The organism is Staphylococcus sp. FSL H8-0121 (genome assembly GCF_038008425.1).
Taxonomy (GTDB): Bacteria; Bacillota; Bacilli; order Staphylococcales; family Staphylococcaceae; genus Staphylococcus; species Staphylococcus pasteuri.
The window spans coordinates 1-24,313 of record NZ_JBBOZB010000001.1 but is presented as its reverse complement, the minus strand read 5'-3'; the positions used below and the strand labels follow the sequence as shown (position 1 = coordinate 24,313).

Sequence of the window (24,313 nt, the reverse complement as noted above, 5' to 3'; positions counted from 1 at the left end):
TCCGAGATATAAAAGTGAGGAGAATTATAATGAAAGTAACACGCGTATTATTTGGTATTGGCGTAGGTGTTGCCGCAGGCTTCGCAGTATCTTTAAGAAATCGTGATGACCAAAGCGTTAAGAACAATACTATTGATGGTAGCCAACCTACTGGCGCTCAATCTGAGTTACAACGTGAACTTGAAACTATGAAACAATCATTCAACGATATTTTAAATTATAGTTCACAAATTAAAAATGAAGGTACTGAATTTGGTAGTTCAATTGGTGACGAAATCAAAACTTTAATTGGTAACTTCAAATCTGATATCAACCCTAATATCGAAAAATTACAATCTCATATTGAAAATTTACAAAATCGTGGCGAAGAAATTAGTAATACATTTTCTAAAGAGAAATAATTTTTTGTACTATAATGTTTCCCCTATTCAAGAATAATTATTTGGATAGGGGTTATTATTTTATTAATAACTTAGGAACATAAGTATTAAATTAAGAATGTTCATTTAATCTAATCTGCAAATAGATATTGACTTCATATAAATTTCAATAGATAATACGAATCATATATTGATTAAGAAGTGAGGCATGTCTCATGTTTTTATGTACAAGACAAATTGATATTCATGAACGTTTTGGCATACCTAGAATTGCCTTCATGAGTATTGTTGGTACTATTATAATGTTTTTAGTTAGTTATGAAATCATGTATTTCTTTAGTGATACACCATTATCTGACAAACATTTTCTTATTGTTTTAGCAATTACATTCTTTATGTATCCACTACATAAAAGTGTACATCTGTTATTTTTTATTCCTTATTATAAATCTTTTAGAGTACATAAATTAACGCGAAGAAAATGGATTCCATATTTTAATACTTACGTTAATACACCTATTCATAAAATTTATTTTTGTATTAATTTGATTTTACCTTTCATTTTAATATCAATGTTGTTCATCGCTTTGTGTGTGAAGTTCCCGCAATATGGACATTATTTTATGTTTTTATTGGCACTTAACTTTGGTTTTTCTATTTTAGATTTAATGTATTTAAAGATACTTATTTTCTCTAATTATGGAAACTATATTGAGGAACACCGATCTGGTATCCACATATTAAAGAAAGAGAAATTTGTTACAACTGTATAATGATCTTTATATTAAAATTGGACCCTTTCATATGGTCCAATTTTTATTTTATATAACAAAATTAATCATATATTTTTCAATAAAACTAGTACTATAGTCCTAAAGAGAGGGTTATGAATTGGTACGCCTCATTTTATATGTTATATTTTACTTGATTATATACATAAAGGAGTTAACAACTTATGAAAGCATTTAATAAAATTATGATACCTGTAACTGCAAGTGCCCTTTTATTAGGCGCATGTGGATCTGATGCAACTGATTCTAAAGAAAATACTCTTATTTCATCAAAAGCTGGCGATGTTAAAGTAGAAGATGTGATGAAGAAAATTGGTAAAGACCAAATCGCTAGTAAATCATTTAGTATTGTATTAGATAAAATTCTTGCAGATAAATATAAAGACAAAGTGGATACTAAAGATATCGAAAAAGATATTAAAAAAGAAGAAAAACAATATGGCGGTAAAGATCAATTTGAAAGTGTCTTAAAACAACAAGGAATGTCTATGGATGATTATAAAGAACAAAAACGTTTATCAGCTTATCAAAAAGAACTATTGAACGATAAAGTTAAAGTGTCAGATAAAGAAATCAAAGATAATACTAAAAAAGCCTCTCATATCTTGATCAAAGTAAAATCTAAAGATAGTGACAAAGAAGGTTTATCAGATAAAAAAGCAAAACAAAAAGCTGAAGAAATTCAAAAAGAAGTATCTAAAGATCCAAGTAAATTTGGAGAAATCGCTAAAAAAGAATCTATGGATAAATCAAGTGCCAAAAAAGATGGTTCTCTTGGTTATGTAACTAAGGGCCAAATGATGGATAGCTTCGATAAAGCACTATTCAAACTTAAAGAAGGCGAAGTATCTAAAGTAGTTAAAACAGACTACGGTTATCATATTATTAAAGCAGATAAAGAAACAGACTTTAACTCTGAAAAATCTAACCTTAAATCTAAAATTTTAGAACAAAAAATTCAAAAAAATCCTAAATTATTAACCGATGCTTATAAAGATATATTAGACGAATATAATGTAGACTATAAAGATAGAGATATTAAAAAAGCAGTTGATGATACTATTTTAGATCCAGACAAAATAAAACAACAGCAACAACAGTCTTCTCAAGGTGGCGCTAGTTCACAACAAGGTGCAACTGGAATGACTGGCTCTTAAGATATATCTTCACTAAAATCTTTTTTAAATGTAACATTTTGCAATAGTACAAACGCATGTTATAATGTAATCAACAAAGATTTCAGTATGGAAACACCAATCCCCTCACTATTTGCGGTAGTGAGGGGATTTTTTAGTGTGACTACAATTGTCACCTATTTACTTATCGTTACGATGCCGTAGCCAATGTGCAAACAACGTAACAATACAACCACTGATAACAGTAGTCATAATATGAACAAAGATTTCAGACATGGAATGAACACCCCTTCTCATCGTCGAAGTGACGCCTGAGAGATAGGCGACATGATTATTATATCATCATAAAATACATTTTAAATATAAAGATTGTCTGTTTAGTTTAAATTACTTTTGAATAACAAATATTTATAATTTAAAAAGGTGATGTAGCTCTTCATTGAGCTATATCACCTTTTCTGAACTTCTAATCTAATTGTGTTGGATTGTAAAATTGTCTATTTTCAAGTCCAAAAATTCGTTCTGTAAATTGACCTTTTTCAGTTTTCTTAAATGCTTTTTCAAACATATTCATTTTAGCATCAATATTATCTATGAAAAATAAAATCTCAGCCTCTTTCAAATGAGGCATTTTAGGTGATCCAAATTCTAATTTACCATGATGAGCAAGAATCATATGTCTAAGCAACATTACCTCTTCTCCATCAATACCAAGCTCTTTAGCTGCTTCAGCTACTTCATCACTTGCAATAGAAATATGTCCTAATAAGTTTCCTTCTACAGTATAAGTAGTTGCTACTGGTCCACTAAGCTCTTTTACTTTTCCTAAATCATGTAAAATAATAGCACTATATAAAAGACTTCTATTTAATAATGGATAAATATCGCATATCGATTTAGCAACACGTAACATTGTTAAGACATGATAACTTAAACCACTGGCAAAATTATGATGATGGGAACTTGCTGCCGGATACGTAAAGAAGCTTTCTTGATATTTTTTAATTAAATGTCTTGTTATGCGTTGTAAACTGGCATTCTCAATATCAAGCATATAATGAGAAAGAGCTTCTTGAATTTCTGCTGGTGTCATTGGTGCGCCATCAACAAAATCTTGAGTATTCATATTTTCTTCAGGCGTAGCTAGTCTTATTTGATTTACTTTCATTTGTTTACGACCACGATAATTAATAACATCACCTTTAACATGTACTATTTCTTCAGGTTTTAATGTTTGCATGTCTTCTTTAGTCGCAGTCCATAATTTAGCTTCAATGTCCCCACTCTTATCTTGCAAGAACAGTGTCATATAATCTTTACCTTGAGCTGTTACACCTTGCGTTGCTCTATGAATTAAAAAGAAGTGATTAACCGAATCACCGGGATTTAATTTTTCTACATTTCTCATTATTTCCCGCCTTTCTCAAATTTATTTAAAGTAATCATTTCTTTATTTGGAATGATATTATCATTTGTACATGTAAAGTATAAGACTTGATAATCTTGAGATAATTCTCTTAAATAGTTCAACATTCTTTCTTTACGTGCTTTATCAAAATGTACAAATGCATCGTCCACTATAATTGGGAATGGATAATATGGTTTTAAAACTTTGATTAAACTTATTCTAAGTGCAACATATAATAATTCTTTTGTAGATTGACTTAGTTCTACTGGTTGGAAAATTTGGCCATTTTCATGTTTCACTTGAATTGCCTCTTCTGAGTAATAAATATTTGTATAAGCATGATTAGTAAGATTTTTGAAAATAATAATCGCTTCATTGATGACTTGTGGCAAACGTTTATCTTTAATTTGTTTAATATGCTCATCTACTAAACTTTGTAGGTAGCTTAAACTTGCCCAATCTTTAGCAATATCATTCATTCTATTTTTCAAGCTATGATATTCATGACGTAAATTAGTTAGTGTCGTATCTGTTTCCATATTATTAATTTGCGCATTTAAATCACTAACTTCAGCTTGCATATCAAGATATTGTTCATTATATTGATCTACTTGTTGCGCTAAAAGTTGATTTTCTTCGTTTAATTGTGCGCTAGTTTTTTCACTTAGTTGTGAACTAGATTCATAAGAATAATTTTGATTTTCTAGATATTTAGTTAAATCGTTAAAACGTGTCATTTGATTTGTATAAGTTTGGTAATTTTCATGATGTTGATAAAAAGCTTCTTCATTTGAAACATTTATATGATTAAATAATTCTTTAATCGTATTATTACTTTCATCTAAATGTGAACGTAATTGAGTTAATTCATTTTTAAGTAATTTGCTCTGTTCACTATTTTTATACCATTTCTCATTATTTTCTTCTGCATTTTTTAACCATTGTTTGACATCATGGAAGAATGACATCTTATTGAAATAAGTAAATTGAGATTGAGTTACTGCTTCAGCATGATTGTAGAAAGCTTCTATATCATTTACTAGTTGATGTCGTTTGCTATTAAGATCATCTAAATATTGGTCATTTGACTTAATTTGACTCATTGTGCTAATACTTTCAACAATAAGATTATCTGATATTTTAGGTGATAAATGTAACTCTTGTTTAGCTACTTCAATACTATTATTGATTTCTTCTAAACGTTGTTGTGCTTTAGATAATGAACTTTCTATATAGCTTGACTTCTCAGCTAAAACGTCTTTATTTTTCAAAGCGTGTTGCCAATGGTCACGAATACGAAATTGTTCATCTAAATCGAAGTCTAAATTATAATCTTTTTCCAATTCTTGTAATTGATTTTCTAAATCATCAATTTCTTGAGTAATTGTTTCGCTATAATCAACTTCTTTAGATTTCACTAAGAAAATACCTACGATAAATACTACTGTTAAGATTGCAAAAATAATACCAAACAACATATTTTGAGAAATAAATGCAAAGACAGTTAACGCTGCACCTACAATAGCTAATAAAATAAATGCCCATCGTAATATATTCTGGCGTTTATTTTTTCTTTCTTGTTCGAGTTCAAATGTCTCTTTTAATTTTTCATATAAGTTTTCTTTTTCGTTTAATTCAACGATTTGTTGTTTATGTTCTTTTTTCTTCTCGAATGTTTCTTCGGGAACAAGTTGACTTTCTAATTGTTCAAGTTCATTAGTATTCGCACTCTGATCTATTTTATTATCTTCAAGACTTCTTTCTAATTGTTGAATATATGCAACTTGTTCTTGCTTATCCTTCACTTGGTCACTAATGTGACTCTTCATAGCTTCGGAACTATCTACTTGGTGATGCGTTTCATTCCACCCAATATTTGACTGCATACTTTCTTTATCACGTTGTTTATCAGAAATTTCTTTTTCAATAGATCTTAATTCATACTCTTTTTGTTTAATCTCATTTTCTTGTTGATATAAACTATTAAACGCATCAATATCAGATTGTTTTACCGGTTGAAGTGATTGATTTTCTTGTTCAATTTGTGATAATTGTTGTTCTCTTAAATCAATATCTCTTACTAAGGATTGTTTATGAGCTTTAGCAGTTTCATAACGATCGATACCTTTTTCAGGAAAATGTAATGGTTCTATATTAAGTGCTTGTTCAAGTTGTTTCCATTCTTGAGTTTGATCATGTAAAGCTACTTCTTTCTGCTTAGCTTCATGCATTTTAGAGAGTTGATTTAAGTTTTGTTTTAGATTATCAAGTCTTCGAGATGACTTATCTTTTTCATCTACTAATCTATGATAAGTATCTAACTTTGCTTCTTCTTCACGTATTTGTGCTTCTAATTGTTTCAATTGTTCGACTTGTTGATTGATAATTGGATTTTTACCAGATTTTTTATACAATTCGTCTTTTTTTAAGCTGATTGTATCTCTCATACTTGTAAATTCAGTTGAGCCTAACGCACCCGCTTCTAACAAATAATCTTGTAATTGTTTTTCATCTAAATTGCGATGAATATCTTGTAAGCCTAAAACGTCAAAAGAGAAGATACCTTGATACGTTTTCTTAGAAATATAATTCAATTTCTTTTGAAGCCATTCTTCATCTCTAACTGTACCATCTTCTAGATAAACTTTAACGTCACCTTGGGCGCTTCCTTTAATACGTTCAACTTCAACGATACTATTATCATCTAACTGAAGCTTCAGTTTTCCGCCATATTGATTACCTAACCTAGGCTCTAAACGAGGTTCTTTAGACTTTTTAGTAGGAAAACCGAATAAAATTGAATGTATAAATGCTTGAATTGTAGATTTCCCAGTTTCATTATCACCAAAAATCTCAGTAAATGACTGATTAAACTCAATTGTACGTTGAACAAATTGTCCATATCCATATATTTCAAGTGATTTAATTATCATTATGTTCACCTCTCATGTCTGCCTTTAATAAATCTTCAGCATGATTAACTAATTCGGTTTTATCAAATGAAGTATAGTCATCTAAATATTTAGATGCTCGTGGATTTAAATATAAATCAGACATAGCTTTATCAAAAACAGAACTGTCATCTAATAGGTCTTTTGAAAACTCTTTGACTAATGGAGGTTCATCATTTGTTGCATATTGGATGTTCAAATCTTCAATAAAGACAAAGTCTTTTTCATGTTCTTCATAGTCTGAAATCATTTCTTCAACTTGTAATACATCTTGAGGAGATAACATCGTTTCACTCTTAATAACGACATTTAATCTATAGAATGCTTTACCTTCATCGCGTACTTTATCTTTAAAAGATTGTATTGCTTCATATAATCCTTGCTTTGTAGTTTGTGTCGTTTCAATTGTAGCTTCTTCAAATTTGATATATTGTGTCGGATAAAATTTAGTTTTTAGTTTTAAATTGTCCCCTTGTATAAGTAGACAACCTTTTTCACCTTTTTCATTAAAATGTCTTCCTTGAATATTACCAGGATAATTAATTACAGGCATATCACTTAACTGTTGGCGTTCATGAATATGACCTAATGCCCAATAGTGATATAATTTATTATTTAAATCTTCTAATCTAAATTCAGTATATCTATCTTTAACTGATGATTTACTATAAGTTCCATGAAGTACACCTATATGTATTCCTTGTTGACCTTGACTTGATGGGAAACTATCAATTTTATTTTCATAGCTTGCCTCATTTTGGTAACTAAAACCATGGATAAAGATTGTTTCTCCATCTTTAGTAATTGCTTGATATGTTTCTACTTGATTTGAGAATACCGAAACATTTTTAGGCCAATTTGATGAAATTTTAGTAGATAATGGATCATGATTACCATGACAAATATAGACAAAAATTTGTTCTTTTTGTAAACGTTCAAACTGTTCTTTTAAAAATACTTCTGCTCGTAATGTACGATTTTCTTTATCAAATAAATCTCCAGCAATAATAATAAAGTCCACTTCTTCTTGTAATGCTAAGTCAACAATTTGTTGGAAACTTTCATATGCGCTTTTTTGTACATCCTCAAAAATTTTAGGACTTAAATGGCTTTTAGATTTAAAAGGACTGTCTAAATGTAAATCCGCACAATGTATAAATTTGACCATAAGCTTTATTCTCCTTATTTAAGACACTTTATAACTGCATTAATTAAAAAATGTAGTTAAAGTTATAAAAACGAATTATCTTTTTAATTATTAAGTTATAACTATTTATAATTTTCCTTTATATCTACTCATTTTACCATATGTGAAACGCTACAGTCGATGCAGAACCATGTTATTAGTAAATTACATAAAAATAAGCTACAGTACCTTATCTCAGTACTGTAGCTAGTATAAATCATTACGCGATTAATTAGTCAGCGTAAATTTCATCTAATGGTTTAACGATGATTTGATTGATTTCTTGGAATACTTGGCTCATTTTTTGCTCAGCTTGCATTAAAGCTGAAATGTTTTCATCTTTTTCGATTGCTTGAGCTTGTTCTTGAGCTTTTTGTAAGTCTTCCTCAGGAATTTCTTCACCTTGCATTTGTTTTTGTTGGAAGCTCATTTGAGTTTCACGGAATTCATCAAATAATTTTTTTGATTCTTCATTATCTTTTACTTTAGCGTAAGCATCTTTGATAGCTTTGTATTCATCACTATCTCTTAATGCTTGTTCTAATTGGTTTGCATAATCATATAAATTTACTGCCATTGTTAATTGCACTCCTTTGAGTTAATTTGTGTTTTAACACTCTTCAATAATGTAACACATATTATTTAGTTAGACAAAGATTGCGACTATTCCTTGGAAAATACCTATTATTCCTCCAAGTATGAATCCTAAAGACATAATTAATTTTAACTCTTTATTAGCTATATCTATAATAATTTTTTCAATATAGTCTAAATCAAACGTATTAATCTGATCTTCTATAAGTTGTCTTAAATTAATTTTACGCATGATAGTTGATAAGTTACTTGATAACTGGTCGATAATTATCATAGTGAGTTTACCTGACAATTCATTTTCTAAATATTTAATGAATTGAGGTGCCAAGTCTTTTATTGGTTGTCTTGCTTTATCATACAAATTGAAATGTGTGATGATTAATGTAGAGGTTGTTGTTGCCATTTGTTTAAATTGATGATTTGCTACTAACTCACCTAATCGTTTATTTTTGAATGTTTCAACTTCATTTTTTATAACTTGCTCAATAATGCTTTTAGCTTTTGGATGTCTTGTCAAACGAATTAATTCTTGTTGAATACGATCAGCAATGCTTTCTCGTGTCATGAACATTTGTAATAAGCCTATTATCTTACCTTTTTCATTAAAGAAAGTATCTAACATTTCATTTATATCACGAGTTCCTTTAGGTGATGATAAATAAACACGTGCACGGTCACAAATTAAATCCCCTACTTCATCTAACCTCTCATCAACAAGATTAATTAATTCTTGGGGCACGATATCTTTGATAGCTTTTTGCTGATTGGATTCATAATATTGATTCAGTATCTTTTCTACTTTGGCTGGCATTTGATGATCGATGACATCATCTATATTAAAATCAAATTTATTAGCAATATTATAAATAGTCATATCATCAGACTTCAATTGAGTTAATTGATTCATAATCATTTCATTTATCGCATCTTTAGCTTGTCCATCATTCAACTTTTGTCTGATAAGCTCCTCAGTGAGTAAATGTTCTTCTATGACTTGTCCAATTTTATTAGCAATTTCATCTCTTCTTTTTGGAATTAAACCAGGTGTGAATGGAATACGCATTTTAAAAATATAATACGGATTAAATGGATGAAACAACATTTTTATTGCAATCACATTAGTTATACCACCAATAATAGCACCGACTACCATCATAAATAAGATGATAAATAAAGCATGCATGACAAAGACTCCCTTCTTTTTAAAAATCATGATTCATTATAGCATGTTACTGATTTAATTAGAGATAATTAAAATTATTAAAAACTTACAGGTTATATAAATAAAAGCCTAAGTCTTCATAATAGATGACCTAGGCTAATATGTATAACGAATAACTAAAACATCTTCTAACTATTTAAAAGTGATTAAATCGTTTTAAGATTCTACTGTCACTTTTACAGAAATTAAATATGAACTAACTCTTCTTTAGCATTTCTATTGAAATAAGTTTCTGCTTCTCTCATTTTTGAAGTACCAAAAATAGGTTGTTTTTCAGGATTTAACACACGATAAATATTGCTTACTTTATTACTTTGTAGAATATAACCGCTTCTAGTTTCGATTGTATTCCAATAAATATCACTAGTAGTTGAGTGATTTGGGTAAGCACAGTGGTTTCTAGAAATAGTTTGTACGATTTCTAAAGGATCACAACCAAATGTACTATTCAATACATCAGAATCTCTAAACAAAGCACAAATAGAAACACATGTTGTCCAATTAGGTAATACGCGTTCTTTTTCTATTTGAACTAATGTTTTCTTTGATAGTCCAATTGTTTGAGCCATTGTATCTTGTGTATATCCTGCTTCTATACGAACCATTTTAAATTTTGTTTGAATTAAATCTGTAAAACTCTGTCTATCCATTCTATTATCTACCTTTCTTGAAAAGAATTTATATCCGGACACAAGAAATTGCAATTATACACATTTCTTGAAACACAAATTACATCTTAATATATTTTTAAAGAAAATAAAAGAGTCAATTTTGTTTTATCGGTATTTTTATTAAAGGCAAAATTATCAAAATAATTAAACTTTTAACATTATTGATAGTTAGAAAGTTATTTTTACATTAAAAATTGAGCTTGATTTTTAGTGGTTAAAACTACATTTATTAAATCAATTTATTTTCCATAGCATATATTGCTGCTTGTGTACGATCGCTCACTTGTAATTTACTAAATATGTGACTAACATGGGTTTTTATAGTCTTTTCTGATACAAACAATGTATTCGCGATTTCTTTATTTGTTTTTCCTTTGACCATTTCTTTTAATACTTCAGTTTCCCTCTTAGATAACTTATTAGTAAAATGTGGTTTTGTACTCATAGTATCGATGACACGTTTAGCATTGGGATGAATGATTTTTTCTCCGTCAAGCACTTTATGAATTGTTTCAATAAGTTTCTGAGGTTCTACATCCTTCATTTCATAACCATCCGCACCTTTTTCTAATGCTGATATCACGTGTTCATCATCTACATAGCTTGTTAACACTAAAATTTTAATATTGGGATAATGTTTCTTTAAATATTCTGTAATTTCAATACCATTCATATCAGGCATTACTAAATCTAGTAAAACGATATCTGGTAATTCATTTTTCTCTAAATAATGTATAAATGATTTTCCTTCAGCAAATCCTTGAATTACTTCAATATCATCTACAGTAGATAATAAAAATTCTAAACCTTGTCTCACAATATGATGATCATCAACTAATATAATTTTATGCATAGTTATACTCCCTTAAAAACTTAGTTCAAAGGTATTTCAATTTTAATACGCGTACCTTTATTTATTTTTGATTCTATTTGTAATTGTCCTTTTAATAAATCAGTTCGTTGTTGAAGATGCTTAAGACCATTTGAATTGTCTTTGGATTGATGATTATTATCAAAGCCTTTGCCTTCATCTTGAACAATTACAATAAGCGTTTCTTTAGTTTGTTTTAATATTAATTCGACATCTTTAGTATTAGCATGTTTTCTTACATTATTTAAGCATTCCTGTACCATGCGATATACATTTTCCTCTACTAGATTAGATACATCTACTAATCCGTCCACATGTACAGTTAAATTAAGTTGTAGTACATTACTATATTGATTCAAAGCTTGTAACATACCTTGTTCTAATCCGACCGGTTTTAATTGCCATATGAGGGCACGCATTTCATTTACGGCATTTTGACTCGTTTCTTCAATCGTTTTAAACGCTTTTTTAGATATTTCTTCATTTGATATCTCATAAGCTGCATGGGCAGTTAATTTTAATGAAAATAACATTTGATTTACCGAATCATGTAAATCTCGAGCTAATCTATTTCTTTCATTTATTCGAGCATTTTCTTTCTCTCTATCAGTAAGCATAATTCGTTTTATTGCTGAGCCTATTTGAAAAGCAACAGATTCTAGTAATGCTAAATCTTCTTCGTTGTAATGGACTTTATGTGGTGTCGCAACGTTTAATAAACCAAATTGTTCTTCCCCAGATCTTAGTGGTACAGTCGCGTGATGTGTGATACCATCTGTTTCTTCATGGTGTGCACGATTCGCTAAATTAATTCTAGAACAATTAATAATATTAGATGCTTTTGTTAATTTTCCATTATGATAAGATCTCACACACCAACATGAACCGTTTGTCATATAGTGACATTGATTATTTGATAATGCCCCAGGTAAATTTACGCTCGATACTAATTCGTGATTACCTGCTTCATCAATAAAGAAAATCCAACCCGTTGTAAAATCGCTGCCCTCAATTAAATATTGAATTGCTCCTTGCATCATACTATACACTTCTGTTTCTTCATTTAAAAATTCAGCAATTTCTTTAAGGAGTGCTAAACGTGTTGGTTTTTCCATAGTTACCTCCGATTTTAATTTATATATATCTATTCTATTATAGCGTTTAAGATTATATAAACAAACATATCACCAAACTCTTTAAATTATCAATTAGTTAAAGGACTGTGATTTCAATTAATTTTATATTGCTGTCATATATTTTGTGATATGATAAATAGTAACTATAGGAGGATTTTATGAAATTTACAATACCTGAAAATTATGATCAATATACATTGAGAGAGATTTTCCAAGATTTGAAGTTACCTAAGAAGGACTTACATTTATTAAATATGTCTAAAGAAATCACCATTAATGACAAAGCTAGCCAATTATCTAATAAAATACATACAGGTGATCATATATTTATACCTACGCCTGATGAGAAAAGTAATTATTTACCTAGTTATCGTTATGCACAAGTTTTTTATGAAAATGATGATTTTGCAATCGTCCTAAAACCTAAAGGTGTCAAAACACATCCTAATGACTTAAAAGAAAGTAATACATTAATGAATCATGTTATATATACGATTGACAGCGAATATGTTGAACCTATTCATAGATTGGACCAAGAAACGGTTGGTTTATTAATTGTAGCTAAAAATCCTATAATGAAGAAAATACTAGATAGAATGCTTGAAGAAAATCAAATCACACGAATTTATAAAGCGCATGTTAAAGCGTTATTACCAGTTAAACCACAAACTATCGATAAACCAATCGGTAAAGACAAATTCCATCCAAATAAGAAACGTATTTCTAATACTGGACAACGTGCTATTACTCATATACTTTCATCAAATATGATTAAAGAAAATGTTTGTGAATTAGAAATTAAATTAGATACTGGCCGAACTCATCAAATTCGTGTTCATTTGGCTGAAATTGGACATCCTGTTATTGGTGATCCATTATATGGTGATTCAACTTTAAGACAATTGGAATTACACAGCTACAAAATTGAGCTGCAACATCCTTTTACTAAGGAATTCATTTCAGTTAGTTTAGATGACGATATCTCATAAATAAAAGCTAGGTTGATTATTAATATAGTTCAACCTAGCTTTTTGAAATTTTTATACCTCTAATGTGGATCTACCATATCTTCTGGTTTAATCCATTCTTCAAATTGTTCTTCAGTTACATGGCCTGACTGAATTGCTGATTCTTTAAGCGTTAATCCTTCTTTATGTGCTTTTTTAGCAATTTGAGCTGCTTTTTCATAACCGATATGAGGATTTAATGCAGTAACTAACATTAATGATTGATTTAAATAATTATTGATGTTTTCTTCTATAGGTTCAATTCCAACTGCACAATTATCATTAAATGTTTGCATACCATCTGCAAGTAAATAAATTGATTGTAAAGTATTGTGTAAAATAACCGGTTTAAATACATTTAATTCAAAGTTACCTTGAGAACTTGCAATTCCGACTGCAGTATCATTACCCATGACTTGAACAGCTACCATAGTTAACATTTCACATTGTGTTGGATTAACTTTACCCGGCATAATTGAAGAACCTGGTTCGTTTTCTGGTATAGAAATTTCAGCTAAACCAGCTCTTGGACCTGAAGCTAACCATCTAACGTCATTAGCTATTTTCATTAAATCTGCTGCTAATGCTTTAAGTGTTCCATGTAATTGGACAACTTCATCGTGTGCTGTTAAAGCATGGAATTTATTTTCAGAAGATACGAATTCATAACCAGTATTTTTTGAAATAAATTTAGCAACTTTATCTCCAAATTCTGGATGTGCATTAATTCCTGTACCTACTGCTGTACCACCAATAGCTAAGTTTAATATATGTTTTTTAGATTCACTTAGTAATGTTTCACATTTATCTAACATGTATCTCCAACCGCTAATTTCTTGGCCTAATTTAATTGGTGTAGCATCTTGTAAATGTGTACGTCCGATTTTTATGATAGATTCAAATTCATCTTCTTTTTGTTTGAATGTTTGACGTAAATTTTTTAATGCAGGTTCTAATTTAGTTTCAACTTCGTGATACAAAGCGACATGCATTGCAGTTGGAAATGTATCATTAGAACTTTGTGATTTATTAACATCGTCATTAGGATGAATTGATTCATCGCTATTATGTTCTTTTAAATATTCATTAGCTACATAACTTACGACTTCGTTAACGTTCATATTACTTTGAGTACCGCTTCCTGTTTGCCATACTACTAATGGAAAGTGTTCGTCCAACTCACCATTTAAAATTTTATCGCATGCATATACGATTGCGTCTTTTTTAGCATCACTAAGTTTACCTAATTCATTATTAGCTAATGCAGCACCTCTTTTTAATTGTGCAAAACCATAAACTACTTCAATAGGCATTTTTTCTTTACCTACTGGGAAATTACGTTTACTTCTTTCTGTTTGCGCACCCCAATATTTATCTGCAGGTACTTCAATTTCTCCAAATGTATCATGTTCAATACGTACTGACATTTTATTCTCCCCTTATTTATATTGTTTGATACCAGTATATCACTATTTAAATTACCTTATCAATTTAGAACTAAACCGTTTACATAATAAAATTTTACAAAAAAATCTAGCTTCAACAATTTTATTTAACTGTTGAAACTAGACTCTATTATTTTTTTATTGAAATTTTTGTTTTGTTGCTTGAACAGTAGCAATTGCAGTTAAAATATACAATATCGCACTTAAAATAACTGTAACTGGACTTATTTGAATTAAAATTCTCAATAAGCCTGTTAAACCATTATAAAAATCATTTAATGTGTAGTATAAAATTCCAGTTATAGCTAAACAACAAATTACACTTATAATGATTCCAGATTGATTACTCTTAATAAAAGTTTGCGCATTGACATCATCAATTAAGCCATTTGAAAGATTCAATTGCAATTGCACGATTTTGAATAATAATGGTAAATATAATGCGCCAAGTGCTAATGGAAATGCTTTAATTGATATTAAACTTATAATGACCGTAGCTATCATTAAATGTTTCCAATACTTTCCTAACATACACGTTCTCCTTATATATATGACTATTCAATATCATATCATAATATAAGTAGATATTTTATGCATTTTTGAAATACAAATTGTAAAAATATCATACAATTAATAAAAGCGCTTGTAGTAGACTATGCTAATACAAGCGCTTGATTAATGATTATTCTTCTAAATCAGAACGAACATCTGAATCATGTGATTGGTTTAATTTATCTTCATCATTTTCCTCAGAAATTTGTTCCATTTCTTTACCTAAATCTTTTAAATCATCTAAATCAGTTACCATAGCATTTTCTTCTTCATGATAATTAGTTTTAGAATCTTTATTTTGTGTCATACATAGAACCTCTTTTTCACTTAGTAATTAAGCAAAGCGAGCAGTGAAGTATTCTTTAACATCTTCAGGTAATCCAGCCGCTGCTTCTTTATCTAAAATAACGTTAACCATGCGATGAGCTTTTAAATCTGCTGGTTCATAATTAGACTTACCATTTTCATTATATAATTTTTCAACTACTTCGCGTTTATTGCTACCAGTAACAACTAAGAAAATTTCACGTGCTTCTAATAAACCTTGTCTTACGCTTACATCAAGGTTGCCATTCTCATCAATAGAAACTACTTGTAAAACTAATTTACCTTTATTTTCTTTTGTTTTAATTTTATCAGAAATAAATTCATTAGCATCTTGATTATAAGATAATGAATAAATTTGGCTTTGAGGTACGCCTAAAGCTTCATAGTATGATTTATTTTCATCATAATCTAAAATGTTAATTTGACTAAAATCAACTGCATGTAACTCAACATTCTTTTTAAGTTCATCTAATACAGGTGCATGGTCTTTAGTTAAGTGAACACCAGCGATAGTCATAGGGTTGTTGTTAAACTGTTTTCTCAAAATGTCTGCTGTATATTCAGCTACTCTTTGTTTATCTTCGAATACTTTAAAGTTCATTGCCATTTTAAAATACACTCCTCTTAGTTTGCTATACATAGAATAGTATGGTTAATATTAATTCATTTATACCCTTATTATATTTAGGTTAAACTAACCTATGTTTATTGAATATTATTTTCTCATCAATAAATATAACATGTTGATATAATATCCTTCATCTACTTTGAACTTAATCTATCATTTTTTAAGATAAATCAGGGAAAGATTGTTGTCTTAAAGCTTCATAAATAAGTAATGCTGCCGTATTAGAAAGATTTAATGATCTAATTTTATCACTCATAGGTATACGTAATGCTGTTTCTTGATATTTTTCTTTAACCCAATCCGGTAACCCAGTTGTTTCTCTTCCGAAAATAAAGTAATGATCGTGACTTGTATCTGAAAAATCAAAATCACTATATGTTTGTTTACCAAATTTAGTAAGTAAATAATAATCTCCTTCAGTTTCATCAAAAAATGATTCTATATTTTCATGGTATGTAATATTAACATGTTCCCAATAATCTAATCCTGCTCTTTTTAACATTTTATCGTCAGTACTAAACCCTAAAGGTTTAATTAAATGTAAATGTGTATTGGTACCTGCACACGTTCTAGCAATATTGCCAGTATTGGCAGGTATTTCAGGTTGAAATAAAACAATGTGATTTGTCATTTATTTTTCTCTCCTCATTTCCAAGCCTTTCTTCATTTCAACTTGGACTTCTTCTAATTCATCATGATAATGTGTTTGAATAAATTCACGCGCATTTTCACCATCAATTTGTCCAATTGTCCAAAATGCTGTTCCTCTTATCATAGGTCTTGGATCATTTAATGCTACTTCTTTTAACTCAGGTATAGCACTTTCTTCATTAAAATGTGCTAAAGCTAAAATAGCATTACGTTGAATTGGTTTTTTTCCTCTCCAAGCACCTGCTAAATGCCCATATGTTGCTTTAAATTCTTTATTACTCATTTGTAATAATGGTATTAATCGAGGTTTCAATATTTCTGGTTCTAAAACTATATCATCATGTTGCGTATTGATTCCTTTATTTTTTGGACAAACTTGTTGGCATGTGTCACAACCATATAAGCGATTACCTATTTTATATCTATATTGATCATCTAAATACCCTTTTGTTTGCGTTAAGAAGCTAATACATTTTTGACTATTTAATTGACCATTACCTACTAATGCTCCAGTGGGACATCTATCAACACAAATAGTACAGTCACCACAACTATCAATTAATGGATCATCAGGTTCAAATGGAATACTAACAAGCATTTCTCCTAAATAAGTCCACGTACCTAAATCTGGATTAATTACAAATCCATTTCGTCCTACAAATCCTAAACCAGCTCGTTCTGCAACCGCTCTATCAGATAATACACCAGTATCTACCATAGATTGAATCTCAACATCTGGAACAACTGATCTTATATACTCACTTAGTTGATCGAGTCGCTTTCTCATAATTGTATGGTAGTCTTGTCCCCAAGAAGCTCTTGCAAACATACCACGTCTATCACCACGAACACTTTTAGGTGCACCTTTAAGTTTATTTGGATAGCCTACAGCAATTGCAATAATGGATCTTGCAGTTGGTAAACTTAATTTGGGTTCAGTCCTTAGTGCAATGTCAGACTCTTCAAAACCAGATGCATATCCCTTAGCATGATAGTCTTCTAGTTTTTGTTTTAATTCGTCAAAAGGATCGGCAGTAGTAAAACCTATACTGTCGATACCAATAGTATGCGCATAATCAATGATATCTTGTTTTAGCTGCTTTACATCCAAAATTTTGCCCCCACAATAAAAATATACTCTTGTTATTCTAACATATCAGTAATTAATGATGTATGTATCAGATTTAAAAAACAAGCAAACACACAAAATGTTCACTTGTTTATTGACAAATTATATATTATTTTTCATATAGTTATAAAACTCTTGCTAAGAAATTTTGAGTTCTTTCATTTTGTGGGTGTTCAAATAGTTCGTTGGGTTTACCAGATTCTACTACCACTCCGTCAGCCATAAATATTACTTTATCACTTACCTCTTTAGCGAATCCCATTTCATGTGTAACCACAACCATAGTCATACCTTCTTTAGCTAGATCTTTCATTACTTTTAATACATCACCAACAACTTCTGGATCTAGGGCTGAGGTAGGTTCATCAAATAGCATAACATCCGGTTGCATTGCTAATGCACGTGCAATAGCAACTCTTTGTTTTTGTCCGCCTGACAACTGACTTGGATATACTTCGGCTTTTTCTTTTAAACCCACTTTTTCAAGTAATTCCAAAGCTTGATTATTCAACTTATTTAACTCTCTCTTTTTTAAAAGTTTTGGAGCTAATATGATATTATCTTTAACCTTTTTATGTGGAAATAAATTAAAATTTTGGAATACCATACCTATTTTCTGGCGTAACTGGTCTAATTGTATACCTTTATGCGTTAAATCATTACCTTCAAAAATAACTTGTCCTTTAGTTGGTATTTCTAGTAAATTCATACATCTCAGTAATGTACTTTTACCACTACCAGAGGGTCCAATTATCGCTACAACTTCTCCTTTCTGTATTTCTAAATTAATGTCTTTTAAAACTTCATTATTACCAAATTTCTTATTTAAGTTTTTAATTTTAATCACTGGCCATCATTCTCCCCTCTATAAAATTCATGATTCGTGATAAAGTAAATGTAAGAATAAAGTACATACCTGCTGCTACTAATAATGGTGTGAAAGGATCAAATGAAATACCTTGGACAACTTGAGCATTAAACATTATTTCACCTACACCAATTGTAGATACAATTGATGATTCTTTTATTAATGTGACAAATTCATTACCAAGAGCAGGTAGAATATTTTTAATTGCTTGAGGCATAATGACAGATCTCATTGTTTGATTGTAACTTAAGCCTAAACTACGAGCAGCTTCTGTTTGTCCTTTGTCAATTGAATTAATACCTGCACGAAATATCTCTGCTATATATGCTGAAGCGTTAATGACTAACGCAATGATTCCACAAATTAACGCAGAAATATCTAGTCCAAGTGCTGCGGTAGTACCAAAAAATACTATAAAAACTTGTACTAATAGTGGTGTTCCTCTTAAAAATTCAATGTAAATTGATGCCAACCAAGATAAAGGTTTAATTTTGCTTAATTTCATAAGCGCAATAAAAGCTCCTAAAATAGCTCCTAACACTACCCCAATAATTGAGATTAAAATCGTATTTTTTATACCTTTAATGAAAAAGCTTTTATATTTTGTATAAAAATTACCATCATCTTGCATATCTTTTGATGCTTGAGTCATATATTGATCTATTAAATGTTTATCATTGACTTCATCGATAGTTTGATTAAGCTTTTTTAATAAAATGGGAGAATTTTTAGGAAGCGCAATACAAGTGGGTTTCTTTTCTTCATTAAATGTCACGTCTGAAAAAGCAAGTTCTGGATTTTGTTTTATGTATGCTTCTGCTACCGGCTTTTCTAAAATAGCTCCATCTGCTTTATTGCTTTTGACAGATAATATTGTTTCAGGCAATTTATTTAAAGAAGTCACGTCAGCATTTTCTATCTCTGTTTTTGCTATTTTTTCTTGATCGGTACCCTTTTGGACAGCAATTCTTTTATTTTTAAAATCTTTAATATCTTTTAAATGACTCTTTTCTTTTTTCTTAACCAACATAATATTATTAGTCATCATATAAGGCTTTGTAAAATTTACTTCTTTTTCCCGTTCAGGCGTTGTTGTCATTCCTGAAATGATAATATCAATTTTTCCTGTTTTTAATGCACCTAGTAAACTATCAAATTGCATATTAATAATCTTTAATTTCAAATGATTATCTTTAGCTATCTTTTTGGCTAGTTCAATATCAACACCAGCATATTCAGTTTTACCGTTTATATTCTTTTCAAATTCCATTGGTGCGTAATCTGCTGATAGACCAACACGCAATACTCCACTTTCTTTGATTTTTTTCCAATGTTCATCGTTTTCTTCAGCATGAGTATTGTTTTGAGTATTTGTCAATAATGAACCTACAAGGATTATAAATACCAAAAATACTTTAATAATATATTTCATTAAAGCATCCCTCCTTTTCAATATTCATTATTATACAAATTTATACATTAATATGCAATATTAATTTTTAAATACATAAAAAAAGCATAGCCATTAGGCTACACTTTAAGCAAATTTATTCTTTTGGAATTTCAAATTTATATATTTCATCATTGTAAGAGTGTATAAATTTTTTGCATAATTCATGGACTACAAATCCACTTATGAAAGGAACTATAAAGTATCCAACAAATAATAATATAATATTAGTCATTTGGTCACCAGACATACGATTTAATGCATTAATAGGTCCAACTAAGCCTGTATATCCAAATCCAGCTGAAAGTGGCGTCCCTTTAATTCCAATCAAATACGCAGTTATACCAGTCACTATTCCGTTAATTATCAATGGTACTGCAATAATTAAGTGTTTTAAATAAACAGGAATCATCATTTTTGCTGCTCCAATTAATAATACTAAATTAACCCCAATAGAATTTATTCTTAATGAACCAAATAAAAATGTTACGCATGCAGCTACAATTCCCATATTAGCAGCACCACTTCCCAAACCAGTTAAACTAATAGCAGTGGCAATTGCTACTAATGAAATAGGTGTTACCATCAATAAAGAGAAAGTTACGCTTATTAAAATTGACATAGTTAAAGGATTCAAATCAGTAAATGAATTAATAACTTTACCAATAGTATGAGTGATAATTTGAACATAAGGTAATGTAATGAGTCCTATTGTTCCACTGACTACCGGAATTAAAACAGGTAAAATAATCATTTCGAAAGATCCCAATTTACCTTGAAGAATTAAATATAAAAAACATGCTATAATCACGACTAAAATAATATTAATAATATCTCCAATACCTTTTAACATGATAGTCTGACCATCAAAAACAATTGCCCCTGACCCTAACATAGCAGAAGCTCCTATTATCGCTGCTCCTGATCCATTAAATTTAAATTGATGCGCAGCAAGTACACCAACAATAAAAGCCATGAATGATTGTACTACAGTAACAAGTCTAAAAATACTTTCAAGCAGCTCGTTACCATCTTTAAAAAATTTCAACAATTCACCAAGTAAAGCATTTGGCAATAATGCAATGACTACTCCTGCCCCTACTGCATTTAAAATATTACTAAAAAAACTTTTACTACCCATTTTCGAGCTAGTATTACTCATTATAGACCTCCAATTAATAATGTTAGAATTATCATATTATAAAACTCTTTTTACTACAATCACACTTTTTAACAAAGATAAGACAATATTTTTAAACGTTTTAAATTCTTCAAATCATTAGTATTTATTCCTCTATTCTTTAAAATATCTAAAAGTATAAAAAAAGAGTGAAAACATTGGTTGAACAACATTTTCACTCACAATACATAAGGTATTTATATAATACCGGCGGTCGGGATCGAACCGACACTCCAAAAAGGAACGGGATTTTGAGTCCCGCGCGTCTGCCAATTCCGCCACGCCGGCTCAATATAAAGAAAAAACTTCCCACTTGGAAGTAATTGGAGCGGAAGATAGGACTTATACCTATACCTCATTCCGGGAAGGAATGTGTTCTAAGAGTTGAACTACTCCCGCTTAATATAAAATTTGGAGCGGAAGATAGGACTTGCACCTATACCTCATTCCGGGAAGGAATGTGTTCTGAGAGTTGAACTACTCCCGCTTAATATAAAATTTGGAGCGGAAGATAGGACTTACACCTATACCTCGTTCCGGGAAGGAACGTGTTCTGAGAGTTGAACTACTCCCGCTTAATATAAAATTTGGAGCGGAAGATAGGATTTGCACCTATACCTCGTTCCGGGAAGGAACGTGTTCTAAGAGTTGAACTACTCCCGCTTAATATAAACCTGGAGGCGGCAACCGGATTTGAACCGGTGATAAAGGTTTTGCAGACCTCTGCCTTACCACTTGGCTATGCCGCCAATAACTGGGCTAGCTGGATTCGAACCAGCGCGTGACGGAGTCAAAGTCCGTTGCCTTACCGCTTGGCTATAGCCCATTAATAATAAGGGCGGTTGAAGGGAATCGAACCCTCGAATGTCGGAACCACAATCCGATGCGTTAACCACTTCGCCACAACCGCCATGGCAGGGGCAGTAGGAATCGAACCCACACCAAAGGTTTTGGAGACCTCTATTCTACCGTTGAACTATGCCCCTATTTAAATATGGTGGAGGGGGGCAGATTCGAACTGCCGAACCCGAAGGAGCGGATTTACAGTCCGCCGCGTTTAGCCACTTCGCTACCCCTCCAAGAGATGGTGCCGGCCAGAGGACTTGAACCCCCAACCTACTGATTACAAGTCAGTTGCTCTACCAGTTGAGCTAGGCCGGCTTGTTAAATGGTTCAGGACAGAGTCGAACTGCCGACACATGGAGCTTCAATCCATTGCTCTACCAACTGAGCTACTGAACCATAATAATAATGGCGGTCTCGACGGGAATCGAACCCGCGATCTCCTGCGTGACAGGCAGGCGTGTTAACCGCTACACTACGAGACCTATTAAAACTATGTATTGCGGGAGGCGGATTTGAACCACCGACCTTCGGGTTATGAGCCCGACGAGCTACCGAACTGCTCCATCCCGCGTTAATAATAAATAATAAAAACGGAGGAAGAGGGATTCGAACCCCCGCGGCCCTTTAAGGCCCTGTCGGTTTTCAAGACCGATCCCTTCAGCCGGACTTGGGTATTCCTCCATGATTATAGGTAAAATGCTATTAAAATAAAATGGCGGTCTCGACGGGAATCGAACCCGCGATCTCCTGCGTGACAGGCAGGCGTGTTAACCGCTACACTACGAGACCAAATATAAAACGGAGGAAGAGGGATTCGAACCCCCGCGGCCCTTTAAGGCCCTGTCGGTTTTCAAGACCGATCCCTTCAGCCGAACTTGGGTATTCCTCCAAAATTATATGGACCTTGCAGGACTCGAACCTGCGACCGAACGGTTATGAGCCGTTAGCTCTAACCAACTGAGCTAAAGGTCCTAAATATAATCTTACAACTAATAAGTAGTGGCGGTGGAGGGGATCGAACCCCCGACCTCACGGGTATGAACCGTACGCTCTAGCCAGCTGAGCTACACCGCCGTTATCTAGTTTGTAAATTTAATATGGTGGAGACTAGCGGGATCGAACCGCTGACCTCCTGCGTGCAAAGCAGGCGCTCTCCCATCTGAGCTAAGCCCCCATAATTAAACTTATTAATTGTTACTATCGGGAAGACAGGATTCGAACCTACGACCCCTTGGTCCCAAACCAAGTGCTCTACCAAGCTGAGCTACTTCCCGTAGAATAAGCGCGCCCGATAGGAGTCGAACCCATAACCTCTTGATCCGTAGTCAAACGCTCTATCCAATTGAGCTACGGGCGCATATTAACAATATTATGGTGCCGAGGACCGGAATCGAACCGGTACGGTGATCTCTCACCGCAGGATTTTAAGTCCTGTGCGTCTGCCAGTTCCGCCACCCCGGCACTATAAAATGGAGCAGAAGACGGGATTCGAACCCGCGACCCCAACCTTGGCAAGGTTGTATTCTACCGCTGAACTACTTCTGCATATGCGGGTGAAGGGAGTCGAACCCCCACGCCGTAAGGCGCTAGATCCTAAGTCTAGTGCGTCTGCCAATTCCGCCACACCCGCTATTAAAATGGTGAGCCATAGAGGATTCGAACCTCTGACCCTCTGATTAAAAGTCAGATGCTCTACCAACTGAGCTAATGGCTCTAAAACTGGTGCCGGCCAGAGGACTTGAACCCCCAACCTACTGATTACAAGTCAGTTGCTCTACCAATTGAGCTAGGCCGGCTACTAAAATGGTGGAGAATGACGGGTTCGAACCGCCGACCCTCTGCTTGTAAGGCAGATGCTCTCCCAGCTGAGCTAATTCTCCAATA

Annotated in this window: 22 protein-coding genes and 28 tRNA genes; 4 read left to right on the top strand and 46 right to left on the bottom strand. The window is 31.7% G+C overall.

Going from position 1 to position 24,313, the window contains the following annotated elements; genetic code table 11:
- The first annotated feature begins 29 nt into the window (after positions 1–29).
- The 3 genes from LFT63_RS00250 to prsA all read left to right on the top strand — a co-directional run bounded on the left by LFT63_RS00250 (position 30) and on the right by prsA (position 2,328).
- The gene (locus LFT63_RS00250) at positions 30–401 is read left to right on the top strand and encodes a YtxH domain-containing protein (protein WP_017638293.1); all 372 of its coding nucleotides are present in this window, start codon (positions 30–32) and stop codon (positions 399–401) included.
- Positions 402–595: 194 nt separating this feature from the next.
- A complete protein-coding gene (locus LFT63_RS00245) occupies positions 596–1,153 on the top strand; it encodes a DUF3267 domain-containing protein (protein WP_029056283.1) in 558 nt (185 codons plus the stop codon).
- 182 nt (positions 1,154–1,335) lie between these two features.
- Positions 1,336–2,328 carry a peptidylprolyl isomerase PrsA gene (gene prsA, locus LFT63_RS00240; RefSeq protein WP_029056284.1) on the top strand — a complete coding sequence of 331 codons (993 nt, stop codon included), beginning with the start codon at positions 1,336–1,338 and terminating at the stop codon, positions 2,326–2,328.
- Positions 2,329–2,487: 159 nt separating this feature from the next.
- On the opposite strand, the gene LFT63_RS00235 is transcribed toward prsA, so the two are convergent.
- The 9 genes from LFT63_RS00235 to LFT63_RS00195 form a co-directional block, all read right to left on the bottom strand.
- Positions 2,488–2,583 (bottom strand): type I toxin-antitoxin system Fst family toxin, encoded by a 96-nt coding sequence (locus tag LFT63_RS00235; RefSeq protein WP_107999723.1) that lies wholly within the window; start codon positions 2,581–2,583, stop codon positions 2,488–2,490.
- 190 nt (positions 2,584–2,773) lie between these two features.
- Positions 2,774–3,715, bottom strand: a complete 942-nt coding sequence (gene yhaM, locus LFT63_RS00230) for a 3'-5' exoribonuclease YhaM (protein WP_017638040.1) — start codon at positions 3,713–3,715, stop codon at positions 2,774–2,776.
- Entirely contained in the window at positions 3,715–6,648 is a 2,934-nt protein-coding gene (locus tag LFT63_RS00225; RefSeq protein ID WP_154874287.1) for an ATP-binding protein, read from the bottom strand. The genes yhaM and LFT63_RS00225 overlap by 1 nt, the downstream gene beginning before the upstream one ends.
- Complete coding sequence (locus LFT63_RS00220; RefSeq protein ID WP_017638038.1) at positions 6,638–7,834, bottom strand: metallophosphoesterase family protein; 1,197 nt, start codon at positions 7,832–7,834, stop codon at positions 6,638–6,640. Before LFT63_RS00220 ends, LFT63_RS00225 begins: the two co-directional genes overlap by 11 nt.
- A 250-nt stretch (positions 7,835–8,084) precedes the next feature.
- Complete coding sequence (locus LFT63_RS00215) at positions 8,085–8,429, bottom strand: YlbF/YmcA family competence regulator (protein ID WP_017638037.1); 345 nt, start codon at positions 8,427–8,429, stop codon at positions 8,085–8,087.
- A gap of 69 nt (positions 8,430–8,498) precedes the next feature.
- Positions 8,499–9,629, bottom strand: coding sequence for a DUF445 domain-containing protein (locus tag LFT63_RS00210; RefSeq protein ID WP_340767738.1), 1,131 nt, complete (start codon positions 9,627–9,629; stop codon positions 8,499–8,501).
- A 224-nt stretch (positions 9,630–9,853) separates the two neighbouring features.
- On the bottom strand, positions 9,854–10,318 hold the full coding sequence (gene xdrA / locus LFT63_RS00205) for an XRE family transcriptional regulator XdrA (RefSeq protein WP_002452105.1): 465 nt from the start codon (positions 10,316–10,318) through the stop codon (positions 9,854–9,856).
- A 250-nt stretch (positions 10,319–10,568) separates the two neighbouring features.
- A complete protein-coding gene (locus LFT63_RS00200; RefSeq protein ID WP_029056287.1) occupies positions 10,569–11,192 on the bottom strand; it encodes a response regulator in 624 nt (207 codons plus the stop codon).
- 20 nt (positions 11,193–11,212) lie between these two features.
- Entirely contained in the window at positions 11,213–12,325 is a 1,113-nt protein-coding gene (locus LFT63_RS00195) for a GAF domain-containing sensor histidine kinase (RefSeq protein WP_029056288.1), read from the bottom strand.
- A 179-nt stretch (positions 12,326–12,504) separates the two neighbouring features.
- Here LFT63_RS00195 and LFT63_RS00190 point away from each other — a divergent pair, with 179 nt between their 5' ends.
- Complete coding sequence (locus LFT63_RS00190; protein ID WP_029056289.1) at positions 12,505–13,335, top strand: RluA family pseudouridine synthase; 831 nt, start codon at positions 12,505–12,507, stop codon at positions 13,333–13,335.
- Positions 13,336–13,394: 59 nt separating this feature from the next.
- On the opposite strand, the gene fumC is transcribed toward LFT63_RS00190, so the two are convergent.
- From fumC to LFT63_RS00005, 37 genes are all read right to left on the bottom strand, one after another.
- Complete coding sequence (gene fumC / locus LFT63_RS00185) at positions 13,395–14,780, bottom strand: class II fumarate hydratase (RefSeq protein ID WP_046466851.1); 1,386 nt, start codon at positions 14,778–14,780, stop codon at positions 13,395–13,397.
- A gap of 156 nt (positions 14,781–14,936) precedes the next feature.
- On the bottom strand, positions 14,937–15,329 hold the full coding sequence (locus tag LFT63_RS00180; RefSeq protein WP_340767737.1) for a hypothetical protein: 393 nt from the start codon (positions 15,327–15,329) through the stop codon (positions 14,937–14,939).
- A 151-nt stretch (positions 15,330–15,480) separates the two neighbouring features.
- Positions 15,481–15,657 carry an SAS053 family DNA gyrase inhibitor gene (locus tag LFT63_RS00175; protein WP_017638030.1) on the bottom strand — a complete coding sequence of 59 codons (177 nt, stop codon included), beginning with the start codon at positions 15,655–15,657 and terminating at the stop codon, positions 15,481–15,483.
- A 27-nt stretch (positions 15,658–15,684) separates the two neighbouring features.
- Positions 15,685–16,284 carry a 6-phosphogluconolactonase gene (locus LFT63_RS00170; protein WP_017638029.1) on the bottom strand — a complete coding sequence of 200 codons (600 nt, stop codon included), beginning with the start codon at positions 16,282–16,284 and terminating at the stop codon, positions 15,685–15,687.
- Between the two features lie 181 nt (positions 16,285–16,465).
- The gene (trmL, locus tag LFT63_RS00165; protein ID WP_017638028.1) at positions 16,466–16,936 is read right to left on the bottom strand and encodes a tRNA (uridine(34)/cytosine(34)/5-carboxymethylaminomethyluridine(34)-2'-O)-methyltransferase TrmL; all 471 of its coding nucleotides are present in this window, start codon (positions 16,934–16,936) and stop codon (positions 16,466–16,468) included.
- Positions 16,937–18,067 (bottom strand): tRNA epoxyqueuosine(34) reductase QueG, encoded by a 1,131-nt coding sequence (gene queG, locus LFT63_RS00160; protein ID WP_340767736.1) that lies wholly within the window; start codon positions 18,065–18,067, stop codon positions 16,937–16,939. It abuts the gene before it with no gap.
- 142 nt (positions 18,068–18,209) lie between these two features.
- Positions 18,210–18,932 (bottom strand): amino acid ABC transporter ATP-binding protein, encoded by a 723-nt coding sequence (locus LFT63_RS00155; protein ID WP_029056292.1) that lies wholly within the window; start codon positions 18,930–18,932, stop codon positions 18,210–18,212.
- Positions 18,925–20,385, bottom strand: coding sequence for an ABC transporter substrate-binding protein/permease (locus LFT63_RS00150; protein WP_029056293.1), 1,461 nt, complete (start codon positions 20,383–20,385; stop codon positions 18,925–18,927). The genes LFT63_RS00155 and LFT63_RS00150 overlap by 8 nt, the downstream gene beginning before the upstream one ends.
- Positions 20,386–20,500: 115 nt before the next feature.
- Positions 20,501–21,565, bottom strand: coding sequence for a PTS transporter subunit IIC (locus LFT63_RS00145; protein WP_017638024.1), 1,065 nt, complete (start codon positions 21,563–21,565; stop codon positions 20,501–20,503).
- 223 nt (positions 21,566–21,788) lie between these two features.
- A tRNA-Leu gene (locus LFT63_RS00140) sits at positions 21,789–21,871 on the bottom strand.
- Positions 21,872–21,907: 36 nt separating this feature from the next.
- A tRNA-Gly gene (locus LFT63_RS00135) sits at positions 21,908–21,982 on the bottom strand.
- A gap of 13 nt (positions 21,983–21,995) precedes the next feature.
- Positions 21,996–22,070: transfer RNA gene (locus tag LFT63_RS00130), tRNA-Gly, on the bottom strand.
- 13 nt (positions 22,071–22,083) lie between these two features.
- Positions 22,084–22,158 (bottom strand) — tRNA-Gly (locus LFT63_RS00125).
- Positions 22,159–22,171: 13 nt separating this feature from the next.
- A tRNA-Gly gene (locus tag LFT63_RS00120) sits at positions 22,172–22,246 on the bottom strand.
- A gap of 12 nt (positions 22,247–22,258) precedes the next feature.
- Positions 22,259–22,332, bottom strand: a tRNA-Cys gene (locus LFT63_RS00115).
- Positions 22,333–22,337: 5 nt separating this feature from the next.
- Positions 22,338–22,409, bottom strand: a tRNA-Gln gene (locus LFT63_RS00110).
- An 11-nt stretch (positions 22,410–22,420) separates the two neighbouring features.
- Positions 22,421–22,493, bottom strand: a tRNA-His gene (locus LFT63_RS00105).
- Positions 22,494–22,495: 2 nt separating this feature from the next.
- Positions 22,496–22,569, bottom strand: a tRNA-Trp gene (locus LFT63_RS00100).
- A gap of 9 nt (positions 22,570–22,578) precedes the next feature.
- Positions 22,579–22,662 (bottom strand) — tRNA-Tyr (locus LFT63_RS00095).
- Positions 22,663–22,668: 6 nt separating this feature from the next.
- Positions 22,669–22,744, bottom strand: a tRNA-Thr gene (locus LFT63_RS00090).
- Positions 22,745–22,752: 8 nt separating this feature from the next.
- Positions 22,753–22,825: transfer RNA gene (locus LFT63_RS00085), tRNA-Phe, on the bottom strand.
- Between the two features lie 10 nt (positions 22,826–22,835).
- Positions 22,836–22,911, bottom strand: a tRNA-Asp gene (locus LFT63_RS00080).
- Positions 22,912–22,926: 15 nt separating this feature from the next.
- Positions 22,927–23,000 (bottom strand) — tRNA-Met (locus tag LFT63_RS00075).
- A gap of 20 nt (positions 23,001–23,020) precedes the next feature.
- Positions 23,021–23,110: transfer RNA gene (locus LFT63_RS00070), tRNA-Ser, on the bottom strand.
- Positions 23,111–23,142: 32 nt separating this feature from the next.
- Positions 23,143–23,218: transfer RNA gene (locus tag LFT63_RS00065), tRNA-Asp, on the bottom strand.
- A 10-nt stretch (positions 23,219–23,228) separates the two neighbouring features.
- Positions 23,229–23,318, bottom strand: a tRNA-Ser gene (locus tag LFT63_RS00060).
- Positions 23,319–23,327: 9 nt separating this feature from the next.
- Positions 23,328–23,401, bottom strand: a tRNA-Ile gene (locus LFT63_RS00055).
- 28 nt (positions 23,402–23,429) lie between these two features.
- A tRNA-Met gene (locus LFT63_RS00050) sits at positions 23,430–23,503 on the bottom strand.
- A 24-nt stretch (positions 23,504–23,527) separates the two neighbouring features.
- Positions 23,528–23,603: transfer RNA gene (locus LFT63_RS00045), tRNA-Ala, on the bottom strand.
- Positions 23,604–23,629: 26 nt separating this feature from the next.
- Positions 23,630–23,703 (bottom strand) — tRNA-Pro (locus LFT63_RS00040).
- 9 nt (positions 23,704–23,712) lie between these two features.
- Positions 23,713–23,786 (bottom strand) — tRNA-Arg (locus LFT63_RS00035).
- A gap of 15 nt (positions 23,787–23,801) precedes the next feature.
- Positions 23,802–23,890 (bottom strand) — tRNA-Leu (locus tag LFT63_RS00030).
- A gap of 9 nt (positions 23,891–23,899) precedes the next feature.
- A tRNA-Gly gene (locus tag LFT63_RS00025) sits at positions 23,900–23,974 on the bottom strand.
- 3 nt (positions 23,975–23,977) lie between these two features.
- Positions 23,978–24,059 (bottom strand) — tRNA-Leu (locus tag LFT63_RS00020).
- A gap of 8 nt (positions 24,060–24,067) precedes the next feature.
- Positions 24,068–24,143 (bottom strand) — tRNA-Lys (locus tag LFT63_RS00015).
- Positions 24,144–24,149: 6 nt separating this feature from the next.
- Positions 24,150–24,225, bottom strand: a tRNA-Thr gene (locus LFT63_RS00010).
- Between the two features lie 8 nt (positions 24,226–24,233).
- Positions 24,234–24,309: transfer RNA gene (locus tag LFT63_RS00005), tRNA-Val, on the bottom strand.
- Positions 24,310–24,313: the final 4 nt, after the last annotated feature.

What these genes read in the sequence shown, in the direction of transcription:
- LFT63_RS00150 (WP_029056293.1), bottom strand. Translation starts at nt 20,385, where the DNA reads ATGAAATATATTATTAAAGTATTTTTGGTATTTATAATCCTTGTAGGT.
- LFT63_RS00190 (WP_029056289.1), top strand. Translation starts at nt 12,505, where the DNA reads ATGAAATTTACAATACCTGAAAATTATGATCAATATACATTGAGAGAG.
- LFT63_RS00175 (WP_017638030.1), bottom strand. Translation starts at nt 15,657, where the DNA reads ATGACACAAAATAAAGATTCTAAAACTAATTATCATGAAGAAGAAAAT.
- LFT63_RS00250 (WP_017638293.1), top strand. Translation starts at nt 30, where the DNA reads ATGAAAGTAACACGCGTATTATTTGGTATTGGCGTAGGTGTTGCCGCA.
- LFT63_RS00245 (WP_029056283.1), top strand. Translation starts at nt 596, where the DNA reads ATGTTTTTATGTACAAGACAAATTGATATTCATGAACGTTTTGGCATA.
- LFT63_RS00170 (WP_017638029.1), bottom strand. Translation starts at nt 16,284, where the DNA reads ATGGCAATGAACTTTAAAGTATTCGAAGATAAACAAAGAGTAGCTGAA.
- LFT63_RS00195 (WP_029056288.1), bottom strand. Translation starts at nt 12,325, where the DNA reads ATGGAAAAACCAACACGTTTAGCACTCCTTAAAGAAATTGCTGAATTT.
- LFT63_RS00180 (WP_340767737.1), bottom strand. Translation starts at nt 15,329, where the DNA reads ATGTTAGGAAAGTATTGGAAACATTTAATGATAGCTACGGTCATTATA.
- xdrA (WP_002452105.1), bottom strand. Translation starts at nt 10,318, where the DNA reads ATGGATAGACAGAGTTTTACAGATTTAATTCAAACAAAATTTAAAATG.
- LFT63_RS00220 (WP_017638038.1), bottom strand. Translation starts at nt 7,834, where the DNA reads ATGGTCAAATTTATACATTGTGCGGATTTACATTTAGACAGTCCTTTT.
- LFT63_RS00200 (WP_029056287.1), bottom strand. Translation starts at nt 11,192, where the DNA reads ATGCATAAAATTATATTAGTTGATGATCATCATATTGTGAGACAAGGT.
- yhaM (WP_017638040.1), bottom strand. Translation starts at nt 3,715, where the DNA reads ATGAGAAATGTAGAAAAATTAAATCCCGGTGATTCGGTTAATCACTTC.
- prsA (WP_029056284.1), top strand. Translation starts at nt 1,336, where the DNA reads ATGAAAGCATTTAATAAAATTATGATACCTGTAACTGCAAGTGCCCTT.
- fumC (WP_046466851.1), bottom strand. Translation starts at nt 14,780, where the DNA reads ATGTCAGTACGTATTGAACATGATACATTTGGAGAAATTGAAGTACCT.
- trmL (WP_017638028.1), bottom strand. Translation starts at nt 16,936, where the DNA reads ATGACAAATCACATTGTTTTATTTCAACCTGAAATACCTGCCAATACT.
- LFT63_RS00145 (WP_017638024.1), bottom strand. Translation starts at nt 21,565, where the DNA reads ATGAGTAATACTAGCTCGAAAATGGGTAGTAAAAGTTTTTTTAGTAAT.
- LFT63_RS00225 (WP_154874287.1), bottom strand. Translation starts at nt 6,648, where the DNA reads ATGATAATTAAATCACTTGAAATATATGGATATGGACAATTTGTTCAA.
- LFT63_RS00235 (WP_107999723.1), bottom strand. Translation starts at nt 2,583, where the DNA reads ATGTCTGAAATCTTTGTTCATATTATGACTACTGTTATCAGTGGTTGT.
- LFT63_RS00210 (WP_340767738.1), bottom strand. Translation starts at nt 9,629, where the DNA reads ATGCATGCTTTATTTATCATCTTATTTATGATGGTAGTCGGTGCTATT.
- LFT63_RS00215 (WP_017638037.1), bottom strand. Translation starts at nt 8,429, where the DNA reads ATGGCAGTAAATTTATATGATTATGCAAACCAATTAGAACAAGCATTA.